The 18,879-nt window shown below is 72.5% G+C and carries 17 protein-coding genes and 1 pseudogene; 12 read left to right on the top strand and 6 right to left on the bottom strand.

Annotated elements, in window-relative coordinates:
- Positions 1 to 237: pseudogene (locus IH00_RS44620) on the top strand (hypothetical protein); the annotation flags it as partial.
- Positions 238 to 344: 107 nt separating this feature from the next.
- Here the strand turns inward: IH00_RS44620 and IH00_RS0133830 are convergent.
- Both IH00_RS0133830 and IH00_RS0133825 read right to left on the bottom strand, forming a co-directional pair.
- Positions 345 to 710, bottom strand: a complete 366-nt coding sequence (locus tag IH00_RS0133830) for a YbjQ family protein (RefSeq protein ID WP_031079923.1) — start codon at positions 708 to 710, stop codon at positions 345 to 347.
- 126 nt (positions 711 to 836) lie between these two features.
- The gene (locus IH00_RS0133825; RefSeq protein ID WP_039947704.1) at positions 837 to 1,748 is read right to left on the bottom strand and encodes a DUF72 domain-containing protein; all 912 of its coding nucleotides are present in this window, start codon (positions 1,746 to 1,748) and stop codon (positions 837 to 839) included.
- Between the two features lie 139 nt (positions 1,749 to 1,887).
- On the opposite strand from IH00_RS0133825, the gene IH00_RS43595 reads away from it, so the two are divergent.
- Positions 1,888 to 2,037, top strand: a complete 150-nt coding sequence (locus IH00_RS43595; protein ID WP_199819865.1) for a hypothetical protein — start codon at positions 1,888 to 1,890, stop codon at positions 2,035 to 2,037.
- Positions 2,038 to 2,199: 162 nt separating this feature from the next.
- On the opposite strand, the gene IH00_RS0133815 is transcribed toward IH00_RS43595, so the two are convergent.
- Entirely contained in the window at positions 2,200 to 3,096 is an 897-nt protein-coding gene (locus IH00_RS0133815) for a GNAT family N-acetyltransferase (RefSeq protein WP_031079921.1), read from the bottom strand.
- Between the two features lie 271 nt (positions 3,097 to 3,367).
- Between IH00_RS0133815 and IH00_RS0133810 the strand changes: the two genes are divergently transcribed.
- The 3 genes from IH00_RS0133810 (at position 3,368) to IH00_RS0133800 (ending at position 6,563) form a co-directional block, all read left to right on the top strand.
- Positions 3,368 to 4,042, top strand: coding sequence for a hypothetical protein (locus IH00_RS0133810; protein ID WP_031079920.1), 675 nt, complete (start codon positions 3,368 to 3,370; stop codon positions 4,040 to 4,042).
- 162 nt (positions 4,043 to 4,204) lie between these two features.
- Positions 4,205 to 4,771, top strand: coding sequence for a PadR family transcriptional regulator (locus tag IH00_RS0133805; protein WP_031079919.1), 567 nt, complete (start codon positions 4,205 to 4,207; stop codon positions 4,769 to 4,771).
- Between the two features lie 64 nt (positions 4,772 to 4,835).
- Complete coding sequence (locus IH00_RS0133800) at positions 4,836 to 6,563, top strand: acyl-CoA dehydrogenase family protein (protein ID WP_031079918.1); 1,728 nt, start codon at positions 4,836 to 4,838, stop codon at positions 6,561 to 6,563.
- Between the two features lie 520 nt (positions 6,564 to 7,083).
- Here IH00_RS0133800 and IH00_RS44610 read toward each other — a convergent pair.
- Positions 7,084 to 8,697, bottom strand: a complete 1,614-nt coding sequence (locus tag IH00_RS44610) for a helix-turn-helix domain-containing protein (protein WP_039947703.1) — start codon at positions 8,695 to 8,697, stop codon at positions 7,084 to 7,086.
- Positions 8,698 to 9,010: 313 nt separating this feature from the next.
- Here IH00_RS44610 and IH00_RS42305 point away from each other — a divergent pair, with 313 nt between their 5' ends.
- Positions 9,011 to 9,757 (top strand): DUF4232 domain-containing protein, encoded by a 747-nt coding sequence (locus IH00_RS42305; protein ID WP_052411853.1) that lies wholly within the window; start codon positions 9,011 to 9,013, stop codon positions 9,755 to 9,757.
- A gap of 131 nt (positions 9,758 to 9,888) precedes the next feature.
- Positions 9,889 to 11,334, top strand: coding sequence for a glyceraldehyde-3-phosphate dehydrogenase (locus IH00_RS0133785; RefSeq protein WP_031079915.1), 1,446 nt, complete (start codon positions 9,889 to 9,891; stop codon positions 11,332 to 11,334).
- 185 nt (positions 11,335 to 11,519) lie between these two features.
- On the opposite strand, the gene IH00_RS39205 is transcribed toward IH00_RS0133785, so the two are convergent.
- On the bottom strand, positions 11,520 to 12,197 hold the full coding sequence (locus IH00_RS39205; protein ID WP_031079914.1) for a hypothetical protein: 678 nt from the start codon (positions 12,195 to 12,197) through the stop codon (positions 11,520 to 11,522).
- A gap of 97 nt (positions 12,198 to 12,294) precedes the next feature.
- Positions 12,295 to 14,331, bottom strand: a complete 2,037-nt coding sequence (locus IH00_RS0133775; protein WP_031079912.1) for an RICIN domain-containing protein — start codon at positions 14,329 to 14,331, stop codon at positions 12,295 to 12,297.
- Positions 14,332 to 14,970: 639 nt separating this feature from the next.
- On the opposite strand from IH00_RS0133775, the gene IH00_RS45620 reads away from it, so the two are divergent.
- The 5 genes from IH00_RS45620 to IH00_RS0133755 all read left to right on the top strand — a co-directional run bounded on the left by IH00_RS45620 (position 14,971) and on the right by IH00_RS0133755 (position 18,681).
- Complete coding sequence (locus tag IH00_RS45620; protein ID WP_399432166.1) at positions 14,971 to 15,069, top strand: putative leader peptide; 99 nt, start codon at positions 14,971 to 14,973, stop codon at positions 15,067 to 15,069.
- 214 nt (positions 15,070 to 15,283) lie between these two features.
- Positions 15,284 to 15,844: an NADPH-dependent FMN reductase gene (ssuE, locus tag IH00_RS0133770; protein WP_031079911.1), complete on the top strand. Its 561-nt coding sequence runs from the start codon at positions 15,284 to 15,286 to the stop codon at positions 15,842 to 15,844.
- 34 nt (positions 15,845 to 15,878) lie between these two features.
- Positions 15,879 to 16,925 (top strand): ABC transporter substrate-binding protein, encoded by a 1,047-nt coding sequence (locus tag IH00_RS0133765; protein WP_039947702.1) that lies wholly within the window; start codon positions 15,879 to 15,881, stop codon positions 16,923 to 16,925.
- Positions 16,926 to 16,933: 8 nt separating this feature from the next.
- Positions 16,934 to 17,773 carry an ABC transporter ATP-binding protein gene (locus IH00_RS0133760; RefSeq protein WP_031079909.1) on the top strand — a complete coding sequence of 280 codons (840 nt, stop codon included), beginning with the start codon at positions 16,934 to 16,936 and terminating at the stop codon, positions 17,771 to 17,773.
- The gene (locus IH00_RS0133755; RefSeq protein WP_234335068.1) at positions 17,770 to 18,681 is read left to right on the top strand and encodes an ABC transporter permease; all 912 of its coding nucleotides are present in this window, start codon (positions 17,770 to 17,772) and stop codon (positions 18,679 to 18,681) included. The genes IH00_RS0133760 and IH00_RS0133755 overlap by 4 nt, the downstream gene beginning before the upstream one ends.
- The last annotated feature ends 198 nt before the right edge of the window (positions 18,682 to 18,879 follow it).

Raw genomic sequence — 18,879 nt, 5'->3', positions numbered from 1 at the left:
GTTCGGCTGCGGCCATCACTCGCTCCTGCGGACTACGGAAAGCCCGACAGTACCGAGCCCACGGAGGCATGGGCCAGAGGCAGTTCCGCCGGGCGACGGCTTTCGGCCGACCATCCTGCCGATGCCGATGCCGATGCCGATGCCGATGCCGATGCCGCACCGCCGCTGTACCGCCGCGGTCCGGACCCCGGCCGCCGGTCCACCGCGGTGTGCGGAGGCGGCGGCCCGGGCCGGTGAACGCCGCCCGGCGCGCCCGGCCGGCCCGTGCCACGCCCGGAAACGGCCCGGAAACGCCCGCGGCCCGCCGCACATGGGCCGCCCCGCCCGCCGGGGACGAGGGCCGGCTACACCTTCGCCACCACCACGGCCGTCCCGTACGCACAGACCTCCGTGCCCACGTCGGCCGCCTCGGTGACGTCGAAGCGGAACGCCAGGACGGCATTGGCGCCGCGGGCGCGAGCCTGCTCCGTCAGCCGCTCCATGGCCTGGTTGCGGGTCTCGACCAGCGTCTTCGTCAGGCCCTTCAGCTCACCGCCGATCACCGACTTGAGCCCGGCGCCGATCTGGCTGCCCAGGTGGCGCGACCGTACGGTCAGCCCGAACACCTCGCCGATCACCTGCTGGACCTGATGGCCCGGTACGTCGTTGGTCGTGACGACCAGGACGTCCGACTGGGCCGGCTGCCCGCCTCCGAAATCCTCGATACCCACGTCGTACCACCTCCTGGTGCCACCCTGACCCGGTGGGCGGGGGAGCGCACCCGGGGTGGGCCTGCCGGGGGCACCGCCCGGCCGGAAAGCGGCGGCGGGCCCGCCGGCGGCCGGCGGATCCGCTCGTCACCGCACGGCCGTACGGCCCGCCAGCATGTGCTCCATGCACTCCGCGGCACGCACCGCCGCGTCCCCGCAGCAGTTGTTGAACAGTACGTGCACCTGGCCCGCCCTCTCCGCCATCCGGCACAGCCGCGGCACCCACGCCGCGAGCTCCCCGGCCGTGTAGGCGTGGCGGAACCGGTCCTCCTTCGAGCCCGTCCCCCACGCCGCGCTACGGCCGTGGAAGCGCACCAGGGCGAGCTCCTCCGCGGTGACCGGCGCCACGGGCGGTATCGACACCGACAGTGTTTGCGCCATGTCGACGGCGACCGCCGCCACGCCCAGCCCCCGCAGCAGCGCGCACGTGCGCTCCCGCCGGTCCTCCTGCCACCACGACGGATGCCGGAACTCCACGGCCACCGGCCAGCCACGGGCGCGCTCCCGGCACTGTTCGAGGAACGCCTCCGTGGCCGTCTCCGCGCGGAACCACGGCGGGAACTGGAACAGCACACTGCCCAGGCGCCCGGCGGACCGCAGCGGCAGCAGCGCCTCGGCGAAGCGCGCCCAGACCTCGTCGAGCAGCGCCCCGTCCGCGACGCGCCGGCCCCACGGCCGGGCGCCGCCCCGTAACCCGGCCTCGCGGAGCAGCGCGGGGCGCAGGTCAGCGGGGACGGCCTCCGGACGCGTGGGGTGCCCGGTGAGCAGGGAGAAGGCCTTCACGTCGAAGAGGAACCCCGGTGGTGTCCGCTCCACCCACAACTCGCTGTTGCGCGGGCGGGGGAGGCCGTAGTAGGTGGAGTCCACCTCGACCACCGGGAAGCGCTCCGCGTAATGCCGCAGGCGGCCCTCGGCGTCGCGGCGCCCCGGGGGGTACCAGCCGCTCGACACCAGAGCCTTGTCCGTCCAGGAACACGTACCGACCAGGATGTCACCCATGGCCGTGCGTCTACCCGCCGCCGTCCGGACCACCGCGGGTGTCCGTGCCGTGCCGCGGGGTAGGCGGATCAGCGGGCGGACGACGCCCCAGGACCGGGACGGACAACACCGGAACGGACAGCACCGGAGGGAGAGTGGAATGTCGACCGTGATGGCACGCATCAAGCGGTTCACGCGTACGCCCCAGGGGCAGCGGCTGATCAGCGCGACCCGCCGCGCAGCCCAGGACCCGCGGACGCAGGCCCGGGCGCGGCGGCTCATCGGACGCCTGCGCGGCCGCCGCCACTGACTGACGGTACGTCGCCGGGGTGCGGCGGTACGTCGGCAGGGCCCGGGGTGGACGCGCCCCGGTGCCCCGGCGGGAGGGAGGGCCGGACCGGCTCGGCCGGTTCGCGGCAACGGGGGCGCGCCCGGTCGGCGCGCCCCCGTTCCGTCCGCCGGTTCGTCCTGCTCAGCCGCGCGCGCCGGGCACCAGGTTGATGCGCTCCAGGACCACCGGGTACCCGGCCTTCGCGAAGTTCGCGGCCATGGGGAAGTTGCCCTGGTCCGTGGCCCCGGCGACGAACTCGGCGCCCCGCTCGGCCAGGAAGTGCGTGCACTCCGCCAGCAGATCGTACGCGTAGCCCCGTCCGCGCTGCTCGGGGAGGACGCCGATGAAACCGACGCACGGTCCGGAGGGATTGTGCGCGGGGATGTGGATGCCCGCCGGCTCTCCCCCGGGGGTGTACGCCACCTGCCACCACTCGCGCGGCGAGGGGCACCAGTGGAAGAAGTCCAGCTCCTCCTGGGCCGCTTGGTCGAGCCCGCCCTCGGCGATCGCACGCAGCGCGTGCGCGTCCAGTGTCACCGAGTGGATGCGGCGCAGCGCGTCGAAGAAGACGGCGTCGTCGGGCTCCGGCGCGAAGGTGAGCCGCCCCGGCCGCTCCGGCAGACCGCAGGCCGGGGTCCAGCGGTACATGAACCGCTCGACCAGCACCTCGTAACCGGCCGCCCGCGCGGCGTTCAGGCGGGTCTCGCCCGCGGCGCGGGCCACCGGGTCGCCGCGCCAGCCCGCGGGCAGGTTCAGCTCCAGTTCGACCTGGTGGGGGGCGGTGCGCAGGAGCTGCGCGCCGGCTTCCTCCTCGCCTTCGGCGACATCGAACCAGTTGATGTTCACCGGGGTGGTGTCGTCGGGGCCGCCCCACCAGGCGCCGCGGGCCACGACGTTGCCGTCGCGGAGCGCGATCCGCTTCCACTCGGGACGGTGGGTGGTGCGCGCGTGAGCTTCCCGCGCGCCGAGGGGGTCGGGCAGGGTGTCGAAGAGATGGGCGTCGCTCGTGCCGAGCGCGCGGACGACCGTTTCGGTCATGGGAGGTGTCCTCCGGGAGAGGTGGGTGAAGCGCTCCCGGTCAGACCATGGACGCCGGACCGGCGGGGAGGGAGCGCAAGCAGCATGAGCGGTACACGGCACTCGCCTCCTTTCCGCTGTCGTGGGCGTCACCCGTCACGTTAAGCGTCTCGGCGCGATCATGTCCACAACTTTCGGTGCGCGCAGGGCAGTCGGACGGTACGGGCCGATGCGGGAGCGGCTCACCGGCTGTGTGAGGCTGACCCCCACACCGACCGGAAGGAACCACCCCGTGCACGTGCCCAGCCGCCCCGAGGACCTCGACCACCCTGCGCGCCTGTGGGCGCGGGCCGTCACCTTCGCCCTGCTGGAGGGCGCCTGTGACGACGGTCGTCCGGAGCACGTCCTCGACGAGCACGGGCTGTGGTGCCATGCGACCGGAGCGTGCGGCTGGTGGCGGCTCACCGTGCTCGACGGGGAGCGCGCCGTCTTCGTCGGCCAGGACCCGGACGGCAGCCACACGCACGTCGGAGGGGAGCAGATCGACTTCCTGGCGGGTGGTCCGGACTGGCTGCCCTGGGAGCAACTGCGTGACGACGCCGAAGGCAATCTGTTCGGCTTCGTCTACTGGTGGGAGAACGGTTCCTGGCACCGCATCCGCTACCCGGAGGAGCTGAGCGAGGACGGCCTGGAGGGTGCGGCGCCCTGGGTGGGCTCCGAGGCGGAGTTCACGGCTCTCGCCGCCTGCCTCGCGGGCGACGACGGCCGTTCCCGTGAGGAGGAGGCGGAGCTGTACGGGGCCGTCACCCGGTTCCGCGAGCGCGCGGAGGCGCGTACGGCCGACGCGGCGGCGGTGTCGGCGCTCCTCACGGCGGCGCTCCCGCGGGGTGTGGCGCCCGAGCGGCTCGCCGCGGCGGTGGACCTGGCGGTGCGGGCCGGTGTCACGGGGGTCGTCCCGCCGGTGTGACGTCCGGTGCGCGGGCCCGGGACGCGGGCCGGTGGCAAGGGGCCCCGTACCGCGCCCGGCCGGCCCGGGAACAGAGCCGGGCGGAGGCGGCGCCGGGTGAGCCGTGTCTCACCCGTGCCCCGGCGCTTGTCTATGCAACGAGTTGCATAAGAAGATCGGGGCATGGCGCTCGACCACGCGATCCTCGTCTCCCTCCTGGAGAAGCCCGGCTCCGGCTATGAGCTGGCCCGGCGGTTCGAGCGGTCCATCGGGTACTTCTGGACCGCCACGCACCAGCAGATCTACCGCGTGCTCAAGCGCATGGAGAGCGACGGCTGGATCGACGTCCGCGAGGTCCCGCAGCAGGGCCGCCCGGACAAGAAGGAGTACTCCGTCGCCGCCCTCGGCCGGGACGTCCTCTCCCGGTGGTTGCACGAGCCGATCGAACCCGAGAGTGTCCGCCACGACCTCGCCGTGAAGATCCGGGGGGCGGCCTTCGACGACCCCGCAGCCCTGATCCGCGAGGTGGAGCGATACCGGCAGGTGCACTCCGAGCGGCTCGCGCACTACCTGGCTGGGGAGGAGCGCGACTTCACCGGACCGGACGCCCCGGGCGGCTCCGCGGTGCCCGATGCCGGCCGGGAGCTCCAGCACGTCGTCCTGCGCGGCGGCATCGCCTACGAGCGGATGACGGTCGCCTGGCTCGACGACGTCCTCGCCACCCTCCGCCGGCTCGGTTCCGGGCAGTGAACCGGGCCGCCACGACCACCCTCAGCACCATCACCCTCATACCGAGCCGGAAAGGCGGACACCCATGGCCGACCCGCTGCTGTTCAACCCGCGCACGTACGACCCCGCTCACTTCGACCCCGAGACCCGCAGGCTGCTGCGCGCCACCGTGGACTGGTTCGAGGAGCGCGGCAAGCGCAGGCTGATCGAGGACTACCGCTCCCGGGCCTGGCTCGCGGACTTCCTGGCCTTCGCCGCCAAGGAAGGACTCTTCGCGACCTTCCTCACCCCCGCGTCCGCCGCTGAGGGCGCCGGGCAGCAGGACAAGCGGTGGGACACCGCCCGCATCGCCGCCCTCAACGAGATCTTCGGCTTCTACGGGCTCGACTACTGGTACGCCTGGCAGGTCACCATCCTCGGCCTCGGACCCGTCTGGCAGAGCGACAACGCCGCTGCCCGCGCCCGCGCGGCCGAGCTGCTCTCCCAGGGCGAGGTGTTCGCCTTCGGTCTGTCCGAAAAGGCCCACGGCGCCGACATCTACTCCACCGACATGCTCCTGGAGCCCGACGGCGAGGGCGGCTTCCGGGCCACCGGCTCCAAGTACTACATCGGCAACGGCAACGCCGCCGGCCTCGTCTCCGTCTTCGGCCGCCGCACCGACGTCGAGGGCCCCGACGGTTACGTCTTCTTCGCCGCCGACAGCCGCCACCCGGCGTACCACCTGGTGAAGAACGTCGTCGACTCCTCCAAGTACGTCAGCGAGTTCCGCCTGGAGAACTACCCGGTCGCCCCGCAGGACGTCCTGCACACCGGCCGCGCCGCCTTCGACGCCGCGCTCAACACGGTCAACGTCGGCAAGTTCAACCTGTGCACCGCCTCGATCGGCATCTGCGAGCACGCCATGTACGAGGCCGTCACGCACGCGCACGGCCGCATCCTCTACGGGCGGCCCGTCACCGCCTTCCCGCACGTGCGCCGGGAGCTGACCGACGCGTACGTCCGCCTCGTCGGCATGAAGCTGTTCAGCGACCGCGCCGTCGACTACTTCCGCTCGGCCGGCCCCGACGACCGCCGCTACCTCCTCTTCAACCCGATGACCAAGATGAAGGTCACCACGGAGGGCGAGAAGGTCATCGACCTGATGTGGGACGTCATCGCCGCCAAGGGCTTCGAGAAGGACAACTACTTCGCCCAGGCCGCCGTCGAGATCCGGGGGCTCCCGAAGCTGGAGGGCACGGTCCACGTCAACCTCGCGCTGATCCTCAAGTTCATGCGCAACCACCTGCTGGACCCCGTCGCGTACGAGCCCGTCCCGACCCGGCTCGACGCCGCCGACGACGCGTTCCTCTTCCGGCAGGGCCCGGCCCGCGGCCTGGGTTCCGTGCGCTTCCACGACTGGCGCCCCGCCTTCGACGCGTACGCCCACCTGCCCAACGTCGGCCGCTTCCGCGAACAGGCCGACGCCCTGTGCGAGTTCGTCACCACCGCCGCCCCCGACGAGGAGCAGAGCCGTGACCTGGACCTCCTCCTTGCGGTCGGGCAGCTGTTCGCGCTCGTGGTCCACGGCCAGCTGATCCTCGAGCAGGCGCGGCTGACGGACCTGGACGGGGACGTGCTGGACGAGCTGTTCGCCGTCCTCGTCCGCGACTTCTCCGCGCACGCCGTCGAACTGCACGGCAAGGACTCCGCCACCGAGCAGCAGCAGCTCTGGTCGCTCGGCGCCGTACGCCGCCCGGTCGTGGACGAGGCGCGGTCGGCGCGGGTCTGGGAGCGCGTCGAGGCGCTGGCCGGTGCCTACGAGATGGCGCCCTAGCCTCCACCAGAGAACCGCACCGCCCCTGGCCGTCGCCTCGTGCCGCGGCCGGGGGCGGAGCCCTGCCGGCAAGCGCCCGCCGCGTCGTCACGCTCCATCGCAGAGGGTCGTGGAGGGGATGAGCCGTCCGCAGGCGGGTCCAGCGGGTGCGCCGCTCCGCGTCCGGCTGTTCCCACCTGGGCGCGCCGCGCTCGCCCAGCGCGACCTTCGCCGTGTGCACACGGGCCCGGGCGGCGCGTTCCCCCTCGACGTCCCGGGCCCGCCGGGCGGCGCCGACCGCGTGGCGCGCCGCCATCAGGCGGGACCGGAGCCGCGCGGCCGCGTCGCCGGGAATGTCCGGGTCCGTCGCCCGCCGGCGTCCGCCGTTGATGACGACGTACCGTCCGTCGGGCGTGAGGGCCGGCCGCCGCGCGTCTGCTGTCACTCGTACCAGCCTGCCGGAGAGCGGTACGACGCGCGGCGACCGCCACCCCCCGGGAGGAGCCTGCCGGGGCGGCCCACCGCGGCGGGGCGTACGGGATCAGCCCTCGTTCGTCCGGTGCGGCTCCCAGGCGCTCGCACCGAGGGGGAACTGGTAGGCCGGCAGCTTCGTGGCCGCGCTCGTGGTGAACGGCCGTCCGCGGTCGTCCAGCCGCAGCGTCCCGCTCCGGCCGCCGCTGCTCCACTCCAGCTCCAGGTACCAGCGCACCATCCGGTCGGCCGTATGCGCGCTGATCCTCAGGACGTGCGGATCGTCGGCGGAGACCTTGTACGGGAAGTCCGTCGCCGGCAGGAACCGGTCGCCGTTGTAGCCGGCCACCGGCACCGGCCGCGGCCGCGCCGCGTCCAGGTCGACGTCCAGGCTCTGCAGACCCACGCCCCCGCCGCAGCCGACCCCCATCACATAGGCGTTCCCCGGGCGGGGCTCCGTCTTCTCGACCGTGCGGACGTGCAGGTCCTTGAGGACCACGGTCTCCTCGCCGGTGCCCTGGAGCACCACCTCGATCAGCATCTCTCCCGCGGGTACGCCCCCCAGGGCGCTGACCCAGCCACGGGCGTCCTGCATGGACGGCGGCGGCGGGACGGCGGTGGGCGGCCGGTTCACGACGTACGCCTGGCTGCACGGGTCCTTCCAGATGTACGGGCGCACATCCGCCGTCAGTGGTACGGGCCCGGCCTGCCGCTGCCCGGCTCCGTCCCCCGGCGGCGCCGGGGTGGTACGGGTGCCGAGTGCACCGCCGGAAGGTGCCGGAGTGGCGCTCGCGCGCGGCGGCTCGGGCATCGCCGGGGCGGCAGGGCTGCTCGCGGCCCGGCCTGCGCCGCTGGTTCCGGTACTGGTTGGGGCATCGCTTCCGGCGCCGTTGCCGGCAGCGGACGGCACCGGGGTGTGCGGCGCCTCCCGAGCCGGGTCCTGCCACGCGACGACGGACGTGTCACTCACCGCGAAGGCGACGCCGGACGCCGTGAGGAGGACCCCGGCGGCCACGGCGGCCAGCGTTCGCAGCCGGACGCGCCCGCGAGCCGCCGGGGCTCCGGCAAGCGCGGGCAGGTTCGGAGCCGGACCGCCGGGTCCGGCCGGCGTCCCGGGGGGCTCGTCGTCCACGGCCGTGGTGTCACCCACGGGCCCGGCCCCGCGGGACGGTGCCGGCCGATCGGCCGCCGCGGGCGCGCCGGCGAGGGCCTCGCGGGCCCTGGCCGCGCCGGCCGCGGCGTCACGGACCACGTGCGCGGCGTCCGCGGCCACCGAGCCGGATGAGCCGGATGAGCCGGATGAGCCGGACGAGCCGGATGAGCCGGGTTTCGCGGGTGCGTCCGGTTCCGACTGCGCGCGCGGAACCGGCGAGACGCTCGGTTCCGCCTGGGCGGCGGCAGCCTCCTCCGGAGCCGCCGCCCCGCCCGTCCTCCCCCGGCGCCGCGCCTCGTCCGCGACGATCCAGTTGCGGTGCAGCCGTACGAGCTCCTCACGGTCCGCTCCGCACAACCGGGCGAAGCGCTCCACGGGTGCGAACTCGGTCGGCACGGCGTCACCGTTGCAGTAGCGGTGCAGCGTCGACGTGCTCATGTGCAGTTGTTTGGCGAGCGTGCCGTAACTGCGCCCGGATCGTTCCTTCAACTCGCGCAGAAAGCCCGCGAAGGCTTCCGTCCCGGTCCCCACCCCTCGTGATCCTTTCGTTCGCATCCCCTGGGATGTTCCTGGAACGCATTCCAGGGGATGTGTGTTTCCCCAGGCCGAGCCCGGTACGAGCGTTCCAGCCTCCCGTATTGTCGCCACCGGATGGCTGGGACAACGAACAGCACAGCATGGTGTGTTCAGCCATCCGGGCCGCACGGCGTCGGGACTGGAGCACCGCATCCCACCGCCGCACCGGGCCCCGGCCGTCGCAGCGCGCTTCGCCGTCCCGGCGCCCCGGGACACGCGCTGACCGATCGTCACCGGCATCCACTCCGACGGGAAGCAAGAGATCACCATGCGTACGAAGACCACGCGCGCCACGGCCCTCGCGGCCATCGCCCTCGCAGCCGCACTCGCCACCACCGCGTGCGAGTCCGGGAACGCGGCAGCCGAACGCTCCGCTTCGGGCACGCCGCAGGCCGGCGGGTCCGCCGCCTCCTCCGCCTCCTCCGCGCCGGACGCTTCCGGGTCCGGTGGCCCGGCCGGGACCGGCGGTGACCGGGCCACCGGCACGGCGACGCCGCGCCCCGGCAGCAAGGGCAACGGCTCGGCCGCGGGCGACCGGGGAGCGGGGAGCGGCGGTACCGCCGACGGCGCGGACGGCGCCCGCGGCCCGGTCGTGACCTGCACCGGGGCCAACAACGCCGTCGACGTCAAGCGGCCGGCCCGCCCCATCAATCACCTGCTGCTCACGACCACCAACCGGGGCTCCGTACCCTGCGACCTGTACGGCGCACCGCTCCTGCGGTTCGACGAGGACCAGGCCGCCACCGCCGTCGACGACGGCACCCGCGGGCACAGCGTGATCCGGCTCGCGCCGGGGGAATCCGCGTACGCCTCCGTGGTGATGGTGGGGGAGCGGACGGGAAGCGAGGTCAACGGCCGCACCGTGGCGCGGCTCGGCGTGCTGTTCGCGCCGCGCGACGGATCGGGCTCCACCGGCCCCTCGGTCTCCCTGACGCTCCCGCCCGGTACCTACAAGACCGACGACGTGACCGTCACCCACTGGCTGAGCGACCTGGACGAGGCACTCGCCCACTGACCCGGCGGCCGGAGCGGGGGGCATAACAGATCGGGGCATACCATCCCCAACCCCCATACCTACACCCCGGTGAATGATCGAACAGGCGACGGGTTAGCATATGAGCGCCGCCTAGCTCGAAAGATACGCCTGTGACTGTCAACGACGACTCGTTCACCAACTGGAAGAACCGCGAGGAAATCGCGGAGTCGATGATCCCGATCATCGGGAAGCTGCACCGGGAGCGGGACGTCACCGTCCTGGTCCACAGCCGCTCCTTGGTGAACAAGTCGGTGGTCAGCATCCTCAAGACCCACCGATTCGCCCGTCAGATCGCCGGTGAGGAGCTCTCCGTCACCGACACGCTGCCCTTCCTGCAGGCCCTCACCACGCTCGACCTCGGACCGTCGCAGATCGACATCGGCATGCTCGCCGCGACGTACGGGACCGACGACCGCGGTCTGTCGGTGGAGGAGTTCACCGCCGAGGCCGTCGCCGGCGCCACCGGCGCCGACAAGATCGAGCGCGGCGAGGGCCGTGACGTCGTCCTCTACGGCTTCGGCCGCATCGGCCGCCTCGTCGCCCGCCTGCTCATCGAGAAGGCGGGTTCCGGCAACGGCCTGCGCCTGCGCGCCATCGTCGTCCGCCAGGGCGGCGACCAGGACATCGTCAAGCGCGCCTCCCTGCTGCGCCGCGACTCGATCCACGGCCAGTTCCAGGGCACGATCACCGTCGACGAGGCGAGCAGCACGATCATCGCCAACGGCAACGAGATCAAGGTGATCTACGCCAACGACCCGACCGAGGTCGACTACACGGCGTACGGCATCAAGGACGCCATCCTCATCGACAACACCGGCAAGTGGCGGGACCGCGAGGGTCTGTCGAAGCACCTGCGGCCGGGGATCGACAAGGTCGTCCTGACCGCTCCGGGCAAGGGCGACGTCCCCAACATCGTCCACGGCGTCAACCACGACACCATCAAGCCGGACGAGCAGATCCTGTCCTGCGCCTCCTGCACCACCAACGCGATCGTGCCGCCGCTGAAGGCGATGGCGGACGAGTACGGTGTGCTGCGCGGTCACGTGGAGACCGTCCACTCGTTCACCAACGACCAGAACCTGCTGGACAACTTCCACAAGGCCGACCGCCGCGGCCGCTCGGCGCCGCTCAACATGGTCATCACCGAAACCGGTGCCGCGTCCGCCGTCGCCAAGGCGCTGCCCGACCTCAAGGCGCCGATCACCGGCAGCTCGATCCGCGTTCCGGTGCCGGACGTCTCGATCGCGATCCTGAGCCTGCGGCTCGGCCGCGAGACCACCCGCGAGGAGGTCCTCGACTACCTCCGCAACGTGTCGCTGACCTCGCCGCTCAAGCGCCAGATCGACTTCACCACGGCACCCGACGCGGTCTCCAGCGACTTCATCGGCTCCCGCCACGCCTCGATCGTCGACGCCGGCGCCACCAAGGTCGACGGCGACAACGCCATCCTCTACCTGTGGTACGACAACGAGTTCGGCTACTCCTGCCAGGTCATCCGTGTCGTCCAGCACGTCTCCGGGGTGGAGTACCCGACCTTCCCGGCCCCCGTGGCCTGATCCCGGCGCTCGCCGGTCCGGCGTCCCGGTAGCGGGACGCCGGCGGGGCGGCAACCGACGCCGATCGGCGTNNNCGATCGGCGTCGGTTGCCGCCCCGCTGCCGTTCACGCCACTGTCCGGTGCCCTGACGAAGTGTCACCGGGCCCTACGGGCACGCTTCTCGCGGGTCCGGCCGCGGACCGGGTCACCGCCGGGGGCGGGACCTGCGCCGCCGCACGACGAGGAGGGCGGCCGCGCCGAGGGCCGCCAGGGCACCGGCGGCAGCAGCCGGGACCGTCCACGGCGTCCCCGCCCCGCCGTCCGGGTCCGCCGCCTGCGCGGCGCGGCCGGCCCGGACCGGCTCGGCAGCGGGCTCCGCCGCCCGCCGAGGTGCCGCCGACGAGGGAGCGGACGGCGCGGAGGCGGACGGCGCGGAGGCGGACCGCTCGGAGGCGGAGGGCGGGGAGGCGGACGGTACGGAGGCGGGGGCTGCGGACGGGGGCGGTGGGGCGGCCACCGTGATGTCCGCTTCGTCCCGGCCGAGGGCCGGGTGCCCCGCCTCCACCGTGACCTTCCACCGGCCGGGCGGCAGCGCCTGGGCCGTGGTGAAACGCTTCGCGTCGGCGGGGTCGCGGACCAGGATCCAGGGCCCGGCGGTACGGGTTCCGTCGGCGCTGACGGCGCTGACGGTCGCGGCGACCCGCTCGTCGACGGAGTCCTTGTCGTTCTCCCAGGTGACCAGGGCCGTGACACGCCCCCGCTCGTGTCCGGCGATGTCGACGGCCAGGGTGCCGCCGTGGGCCACGGCGGTGCCGGTGCCGAGGGCGGCCACGGCGGCCACCGCCCAGGCGGCGGCAGCGGCCGCCGAACGCGTGGTGTGCACAGTCGTCCTCCGAGGAGACGTGAGGGAAGTGAGGGGCCGACGGACGGCGGTGTGCCGTCCGTCGGCCGTCATCGCCGGCCGGAGCCGGCGTTCGGGATCAGGCGGACTTCTGCAGCGTCCAGACCTGCGCGGGGCCCGCGACCGCGTGCTGGAGCTCGATCAGCCACGAGCCGTAGTACGGCCGGTTGCTGACGCCGAGGACGTAGCGGCTCGAACCGGCGGTGATCGTCACGCCGTTGCCGCTCGGAGCGAGCTTCCACTGCTGGGCGGCGACGCTCGCGCACGGCTGCTGGGAGACCCACATTCCCGGGCCGGCCGTACCACCGGTCTGGAGGCACTTGCCCGACGCGGCCGAGCGGAGGCGGCTGAAGCCGTTGCCCGCGTCGTCGACGTACCACTGCTGCTGTGCGTACCCGTTGCGCTGCGACCCGACGAGGACGGTTCCGTCGGCGGTCCGGCCGCCCCAGATCTCCGCCGCCGTACCGGTGGCGCCGTTGGTGAGCAGGTACCGCGTGTTCGGAGTGGCGCCCCCGCCGTTGCCGGCGGTGCGGAAGGCCGTGGCCCTGCCGGGGCCGGTGTCACGCCCGGACGCGTTCCGTACGGAGACGGCCAGGGTGTAGTCGGTGCCGGGCTTCAGGTTGTAGACGCGGGCGCTGGTCGTCTGCACCCACCCGAGGGGCTTGCCGTCCAGGAACAACTGGTACCAGGCGGCGTTGTCGGCGGCCTTCCAGGTGGCCACCACGGAGTCCGGCGCGATCTGCCCGACGGTGACCGTGGGCGCCGTGGAGGGCCCGGTCGTCGGCCCGCCCGTCGGGGTGGGCGTGGGTGTGGGGGTGGGTGTCGGATCGGGCTGGGCGGTGCCTCTGTTCCTCATGAGGAACTGGTTGTCGGCGATGTTCCAGTGCGTGGCCAGGTAGCTGCCGGGCCGCGGACTGGTGTGGAAGTAGTCGTCGTGGTTGCAGTCCAGCCGGTTCTCGTAGGCGCCGTCCTGGCAGATGGAGCGCATCCGCGGGTAGTACGGGCTGTCCGAGTAGCACATCACGTCCCACTCGTCGGTGCAGTGGGCGCCGCGGCTCGTGTTGGGTGCGCTGTTGTTGACCGCGCCCAGATTGTGGCCCAGTTCGTGGGCGGCGGTGTGTCCGCCCCAGCAGCCGGTGTCCGTACGACCGTAGGAGGGGCCGAAGTTGCTGAGGTTGCTCGGGCCGGGCCGCTCGTCGCCCGCGAAGGTACCGATGCCGCAGTAGACCTGCGCGTCGGCGAAGATCATGTACTTGCGGTCACGGCGGTCCATGCCCCGGGCGGCGAGCGCCCGGTTCATGGCGCTGAACTCGGCCAGAGCGGACTCGGGGAGCTCGATGTTGAGCACCGTCGGCACGCAGTCGGAACCGGTCACGTAGCGGATGTGCCGCACGCCGCCGGTGTCCTTGGCGCTCTCGGAGAAGATCAGGTCGGCGTCGGCCGACCACTTGCGGAACGACGGCAGGTACGTGGCGTACCGGTCCCTCCCGGGAGCGTGGACGTAGACGACCTGGACGCGGTTTCCGCTGGTGCCGTCCCCGTCGCACTGCACCGTCTGTCCGGCGGGGCCGTTCGCGCTCGCCTTACGGGAGCCGGAGCCGGAGCCGGAGCCTGAGCCGGAGTCCGAGCCGCCGGCGGCCGGCGGGCCGCCCGCCTTGGGGGCTCCTGCGTCGAGCGCCGGTGTGGCGGTCCGGGGCAGTTCGGCGCCGGAGGGCTTGGAACCGGACGGCTCGGTGCCGGAACCGTCGCGCTCCGGCTCGGCGGCCGGGTCCTCGGCCGGGACGGACGCCTTCACGGCCGGAGGCGTGTCCTTCTTGATGTCGACGCCCTTCGGCGGGGCGTCCGGCCCGTGGGTGCAGTGGCCGGCTGTGGTCCGGTAGACACCGGCGCACGGATCCCCCTCGGGCGCGGGTGTCAGGCCTTCGTAGACGAGACCCCGGGCGGGTTCGCTCTTCGGCTTCTTGGTGAGGGGTTCGGGTTCCTTCTCCCGCGTCGGCCCGGCGGCCGGTTCGGGGGCCGCGGCCGGCGTATCCGCCGACTGCGCCAGCGGCAGCGGGCGGTCCGTCCCGGCTGCCGGCCTGGTGGCTTCGTAGGCCACGCCTCCCACGACCGCCATGGTCGCGACGGCTGCCGTCGCGAGTATGAGCCCGCGGCGCTTACGCCGTTGGGGCTGCAGTCTTCGACGTCCTGACAAGTGGCACCTCTTCCTTGATCGGAGAACGGTGCGCGGAAGCTTGCCAGAACACCGGCGAGGAAAAATCAGACATAGAGGGGCCAAAGAATGTGTGCGTTCCGTTACCCGGTGGTTCGAAATGACGACACATCAAACCGCTAGCGCGCCAAGGGAGTTACCGCACATCCAGGTGATTGGTCTAGCCCTTTTTAAGCTCCTCGTTATCCGATCGAGATGTGTGAGGGCGCTATTTGACTCGACGTCAGCGGAATCTCTCACTCCAAGGAATTGCCGCCATTACGCATGGTGCCCGTTCCGAAACGATCACTTGGAGCGTGCATAAGGACGACTGATGCGCCGCAGTCGCCCGGCTGTCCGGCCCTCCGGTCGAGCGGCGACGGCGGAGGAGGCCGGGGGAGGGGAGCGGGGGAGGCGGACCCGACAGGAGCGTCCGGTGCCCGGGCCGGACCTGGCCGCACGGCGGCATTGTGAACGGCGTACTTCACGCACGTGGCGGGGAAATCAGAATGTGAGACGGCGTGGGTTTCCGCATTGACGTGGCTGATTCGCGCTGCCAGCCTCATGGACGTGAGCCAGTCAGCGAACTTCTCCGCGCGGCGGCACGTCGATCTCCGACGGCACGCCAGCGCCCTCTGTGCGTTCGATCTCTGCGGCTGTTAGGCGTCCCCCGCGGGCCCGCCCCGGCCCGCCCCGTACGCCGTCCCCCTCCCCTCCGCGGGTGGCCCTGCTGCCGCCGCGGTGCCGGTGAGCTCTCCTCCCTCCTTTTCGTTCCCCTTTTCCCTTCCCCTTTTCCTGTTCCCTTTTCCGTTTCCTCTTCCCGGCATCGCGCCGTGGTTCCGGCATCGCGCTGCCGTCATTCCTCCAGGAGGTCGTGTTGTCGTCCGTCGTCGCCCTTTCCGGGAGTCCGTCCGCCGATTCCCGCACCGCCCGCGCGGCGGACTACGTCCTGCACCGGCTCGCGGCCGGCGGGCAGGCCGTCCAGCACATCGCGGTCCGCGGTCTCCCCGCGCCCGAGCTCCTCACCGGGTCGGCCGCGCACCCGCAGGTGCGGCTCGCGCTGGAGGCGGTGGCCCGCGCCGAGGGCGTCGTCGTCGCCACGCCCGTGTACAAGGCGTCCTACAGCGGTCTGCTGAAGGTGTTCCTGGACCTGCTCCCGCAATCCGGGCTGGCGGGGAAGGCCGTGCTCCCGCTGGTGACCGGCGGCAGCCTCGCCCACATGCTCGCCATGGACTACGCCCTCCGCCCGGTGCTCTCCGCGCTCGGCGCCCGCCATGTCGTCCCCGGGGCGTTCCTGCTCGACAGCGCGATCGAGCGGGTCGGAGCGGGCGCGTGCCGCATCGATCCGGAAGCCGAACTGCGGTTGCTCCAGGCCGTGGACGGCTTCGCCCATGCGCTCGCAGGCCGGGGCCCGCTCGCCCTCGCCACCGCCCCCTGACTCCCCATCCCTCCTCCTCCCACAGGACGTTCCCATGAGCACGTTGTCACCATTGAACCGGCGCCACTTCCTCGGCCTCGTCGGCCTCTCCGCGGTGGCGGTCGGCTGCGGCACGGCCGCGGGCGGCGGCCCGTCCGGCAAGGGCGGGACCAGGACCCTGCGCTACCAGGGCTGGACCGGCCAGGTCACCGTGCCCGAACTGGCGGAGGACCTCGGCTATCTGCAGGACGTGAAACTGGAGTGGGTCGGCAACACCATCAGCGGTCCCCAGGACATCCAGTCGGCGGCCACCGGCCAGACCGACTTCGGCGGCGCCTTCAACGGCGCGGTGGTGAAGCTGGCGGCCAACGGCGCGCCGATCAAATCCGTCATCAGCTACTACGGCTCCGACGAGGACGCCTACAGCGGCTACTACGTACGCGCCGACAGCCCGATCCGCACCGCCCGTGACCTCATCGGCAGGAAGGTCGGCATGAACACCCTCGGAGCGCACTCCGAGGCCATGCTCGACATCTACCTCCAGCGGGGCGGCCTCTCCGCCGCGGACGCCGACAAGGTGGAGCCGCTGGTCGTGCCACCGGTGAACACCGAGCAGTCCCTGAGGCAGAAGCAGATCGACGTCGCGGTGCTGAGCGGTGTCCTGCGGGACAAGGCGCTGGCGGGCGGAGGGCTGCGGCAGCTGTTCACCGACCATCAGCTGCTGGGCTCCTTCAGCGCCGGGACCTACGTGATGACCGAACGGTTCATCAAGCAGAACCCGGACACCGTACGGACGTTCGTCACCGGCGTGGGCCGGGCGCTCGACTGGTCGCGCACCACCCCGCGGGCCGAGGTGGTCGCCCGTATGACGCGGATCGTGAAGAAGCGCGGACGCAACGAGGACACCGGGACGCTCCGCTACTGGAAGTCCTACGGCGTGGCCGAGCCCGGCGGGCGCATCACGGGCAAGGATCTGCAGCTCTGGATCGACTGGCTGGCCGACCGCGGTGACATCGACCGCGGCCGGGTCCGGCTCGACGCCCTCTACACCAATGACTTCAACACCTCGGCGCCGGCGTCGCCGGCGCCGAGCGGGAGGTGAGCATTCCCATGTCCGAGCCCGTGACCGCGCACACGGCCAAGATCGTGTTCGACGGAGTGCGGAAGGACTTCCCCGTCAAGGGGAAGGACGGCGGCCGGTCCGCGGTCACCGCCCTCGACGGCATCGACCTGACCGTGGGTGCGGGCGAGTTCCTCGTCGTGGTGGGACCCAGCGGTTGCGGCAAGTCCACCCTGCTGGACCTGCTCGGCGGCCTGGCCCCGCCCACCTCCGGCCGCATCCTGCTCGACGGCTCACCCGTCACCGGACCCGGCCTCGACCGGGGCATCGTCTTCCAGCAGTACGCGCTGCTGCCCTGGCGCACCGCCCAGGGCAACGTCGAGTTCGGGCTGGAGGCCACCGGCGTCCCCCGCCGCGAACGCGCGGCCCGGGCGCGGGAGTTCCTGGCCCTGGTGGGGCTCACCGGCTTCGAGGGGCGCCATCCGCACGAGCTCTCGGGCGGCATGCGGCAGCGGGTCGCCATCGCCCGCAGCCTGGCGTACGACCCGGACGTGCTGCTGATGGACGAGCCGTTCGCGGCACTGGACGCCCAGACCCGGGAGTCCCTCCAGGACGAGCTGCTGCGCATCTGGGAGCGCACCGGCAAGACGATCGTGTTCATCACGCACGGCATCGACGAAGCCGTCCACCTCGGGCAGCGCGTGGCGGTGATGACGTCCCGCCCCGGCCGGATCAAGGAGGTCGTTCCGATCGATCTCCCGTCCCGTACGAGCACCGACGATCCGCGGTCGAGCCCGGAGTTCGCGCACTACCGCCACCGCATCTGGTCCCTGCTGCGCGACGAGGTGTCCAGGGCCCAGCAGGAGGAAAGGGAAGGAGCCGCGGTATGAGTTCCGTGACCGACGTCGCGACCGACCACGTCCACCGGTCCGTGGAGGCCATGAGGAGCGCGGCGCCGCCGCAGCCCCCGGTACCGGTCCCGGCGGCCTCCCCGCCGCGGCGCACCGCACTGCGGCCGGTGGCCCGCCGGGTGGTGTACGGGCTCCTCAAAGCCGTCACCAGGTCGGCGGCCGTCGTGGCGCTGCTCCTGCTGTGGGAGGCCGCGCCGAGGGCCGGGCTGGTCGACCGGACGTTCCTGCCACCGTTCAGCGAGGTCGCCGGGGCCTGGTGGCAGCTGGCGGCGGACGGCCTGCTCGCCGCCCACGCGCAGGCAAGCCTCACCCGCTCCCTCAGCGGGTTCGGGATCGCGGTGGCGCTCGCCGTCCCCCTGGGGCTGCTGATCGGCTGGTACCGGCCCGTCGCGGACCTCCTCGGGCCGCTGCTGGAGGTCTTCCGCAACACCGCCGCTCTCGCCCTGCTGCCGGTGTTCGTGCTGCTGCTCGGCATCGGTGAGACGTCGAAGATCTCCATCGTCGTGTACGCCTGCACCTGGCCGGTGCTGTTGAGCACCATCAGCGCGGTCCGGTCCGTGGACCCGACGCTGCTGCGGCTGGCCCGGTCGCTCGACCTGCCCGCGGTACGGCTCTTCCAGAAGGTGATCCTGCCCGCGTCCGTACCGGCGGTGTTCACCGGCATCAGGCTCGCGGGAGCCGTGTCCATCCTCGTCCTGGTCGCCGCCGAGATGATCGGCGCGAAGGCGGGACTGGGGTACCTGATCAACGCTTCCCAGTACAACTTCGCCATCACGCAGATGTACGCCGGGATCATCACGATCTCCGCGATCGGCGTGGTGTTCAACCAGCTCCTGGTCGCCCTGGAGCGGCGCCTCAGCTCCTGGCGGACCCCGTCGGCCGGCTGATGCCGGCGAAAGCCCGCCCAGCGGAACCGCGGCGGTCGGACACGGCTCGACCCGCGCCGCCCGGCCCGCCGGACGGGGCCCGCCAAGCCCTTCCCCCACCACCAAGCCCTTCCCCCACCACCAAGCCCTTACCCCACGGCCCAGCCCTTCCTCCACCGCCGGGCGATCATCCACCGCCGTCCGGCACCGACCACCACC

Origin of the sequence: Streptomyces sp. NRRL S-118, from assembly GCF_000716335.1 — a bacterium.
In the GTDB taxonomy this organism is placed as follows: Bacteria; Actinomycetota; Actinomycetes; order Streptomycetales; family Streptomycetaceae; genus Streptomyces.
The sequence above is the reverse complement of the archived record's forward strand: the minus strand, read 5'-3'. Positions and strand labels throughout refer to the sequence as shown.

Coding starts and splice junctions, on each gene's coding strand:
- IH00_RS0133800 (WP_031079918.1), top strand. CDS start 4,836: ATGGCCGACCCGCTGCTGTTCAACCCGCGCACGTACGACCCCGCTCAC.
- IH00_RS0133775 (WP_031079912.1), bottom strand. CDS start 14,331: ATGGCGGTCGTGGGAGGCGTGGCCTACGAAGCCACCAGGCCGGCAGCC.
- IH00_RS0133815 (WP_031079921.1), bottom strand. CDS start 3,096: ATGACCGAAACGGTCGTCCGCGCGCTCGGCACGAGCGACGCCCATCTC.
- IH00_RS43595 (WP_199819865.1), top strand. CDS start 1,888: ATGTCGACCGTGATGGCACGCATCAAGCGGTTCACGCGTACGCCCCAG.
- IH00_RS0133825 (WP_039947704.1), bottom strand. CDS start 1,748: ATGGGTGACATCCTGGTCGGTACGTGTTCCTGGACGGACAAGGCTCTG.
- IH00_RS0133805 (WP_031079919.1), top strand. CDS start 4,205: ATGGCGCTCGACCACGCGATCCTCGTCTCCCTCCTGGAGAAGCCCGGC.
- IH00_RS0133760 (WP_031079909.1), top strand. CDS start 16,934: ATGTCCGAGCCCGTGACCGCGCACACGGCCAAGATCGTGTTCGACGGA.
- IH00_RS0133755 (WP_234335068.1), top strand. CDS start 17,770: ATGAGTTCCGTGACCGACGTCGCGACCGACCACGTCCACCGGTCCGTG.
- IH00_RS42305 (WP_052411853.1), top strand. CDS start 9,011: ATGCGTACGAAGACCACGCGCGCCACGGCCCTCGCGGCCATCGCCCTC.
- IH00_RS0133765 (WP_039947702.1), top strand. CDS start 15,879: ATGAGCACGTTGTCACCATTGAACCGGCGCCACTTCCTCGGCCTCGTC.
- IH00_RS45620 (WP_399432166.1), top strand. CDS start 14,971: ATGGACGTGAGCCAGTCAGCGAACTTCTCCGCGCGGCGGCACGTCGAT.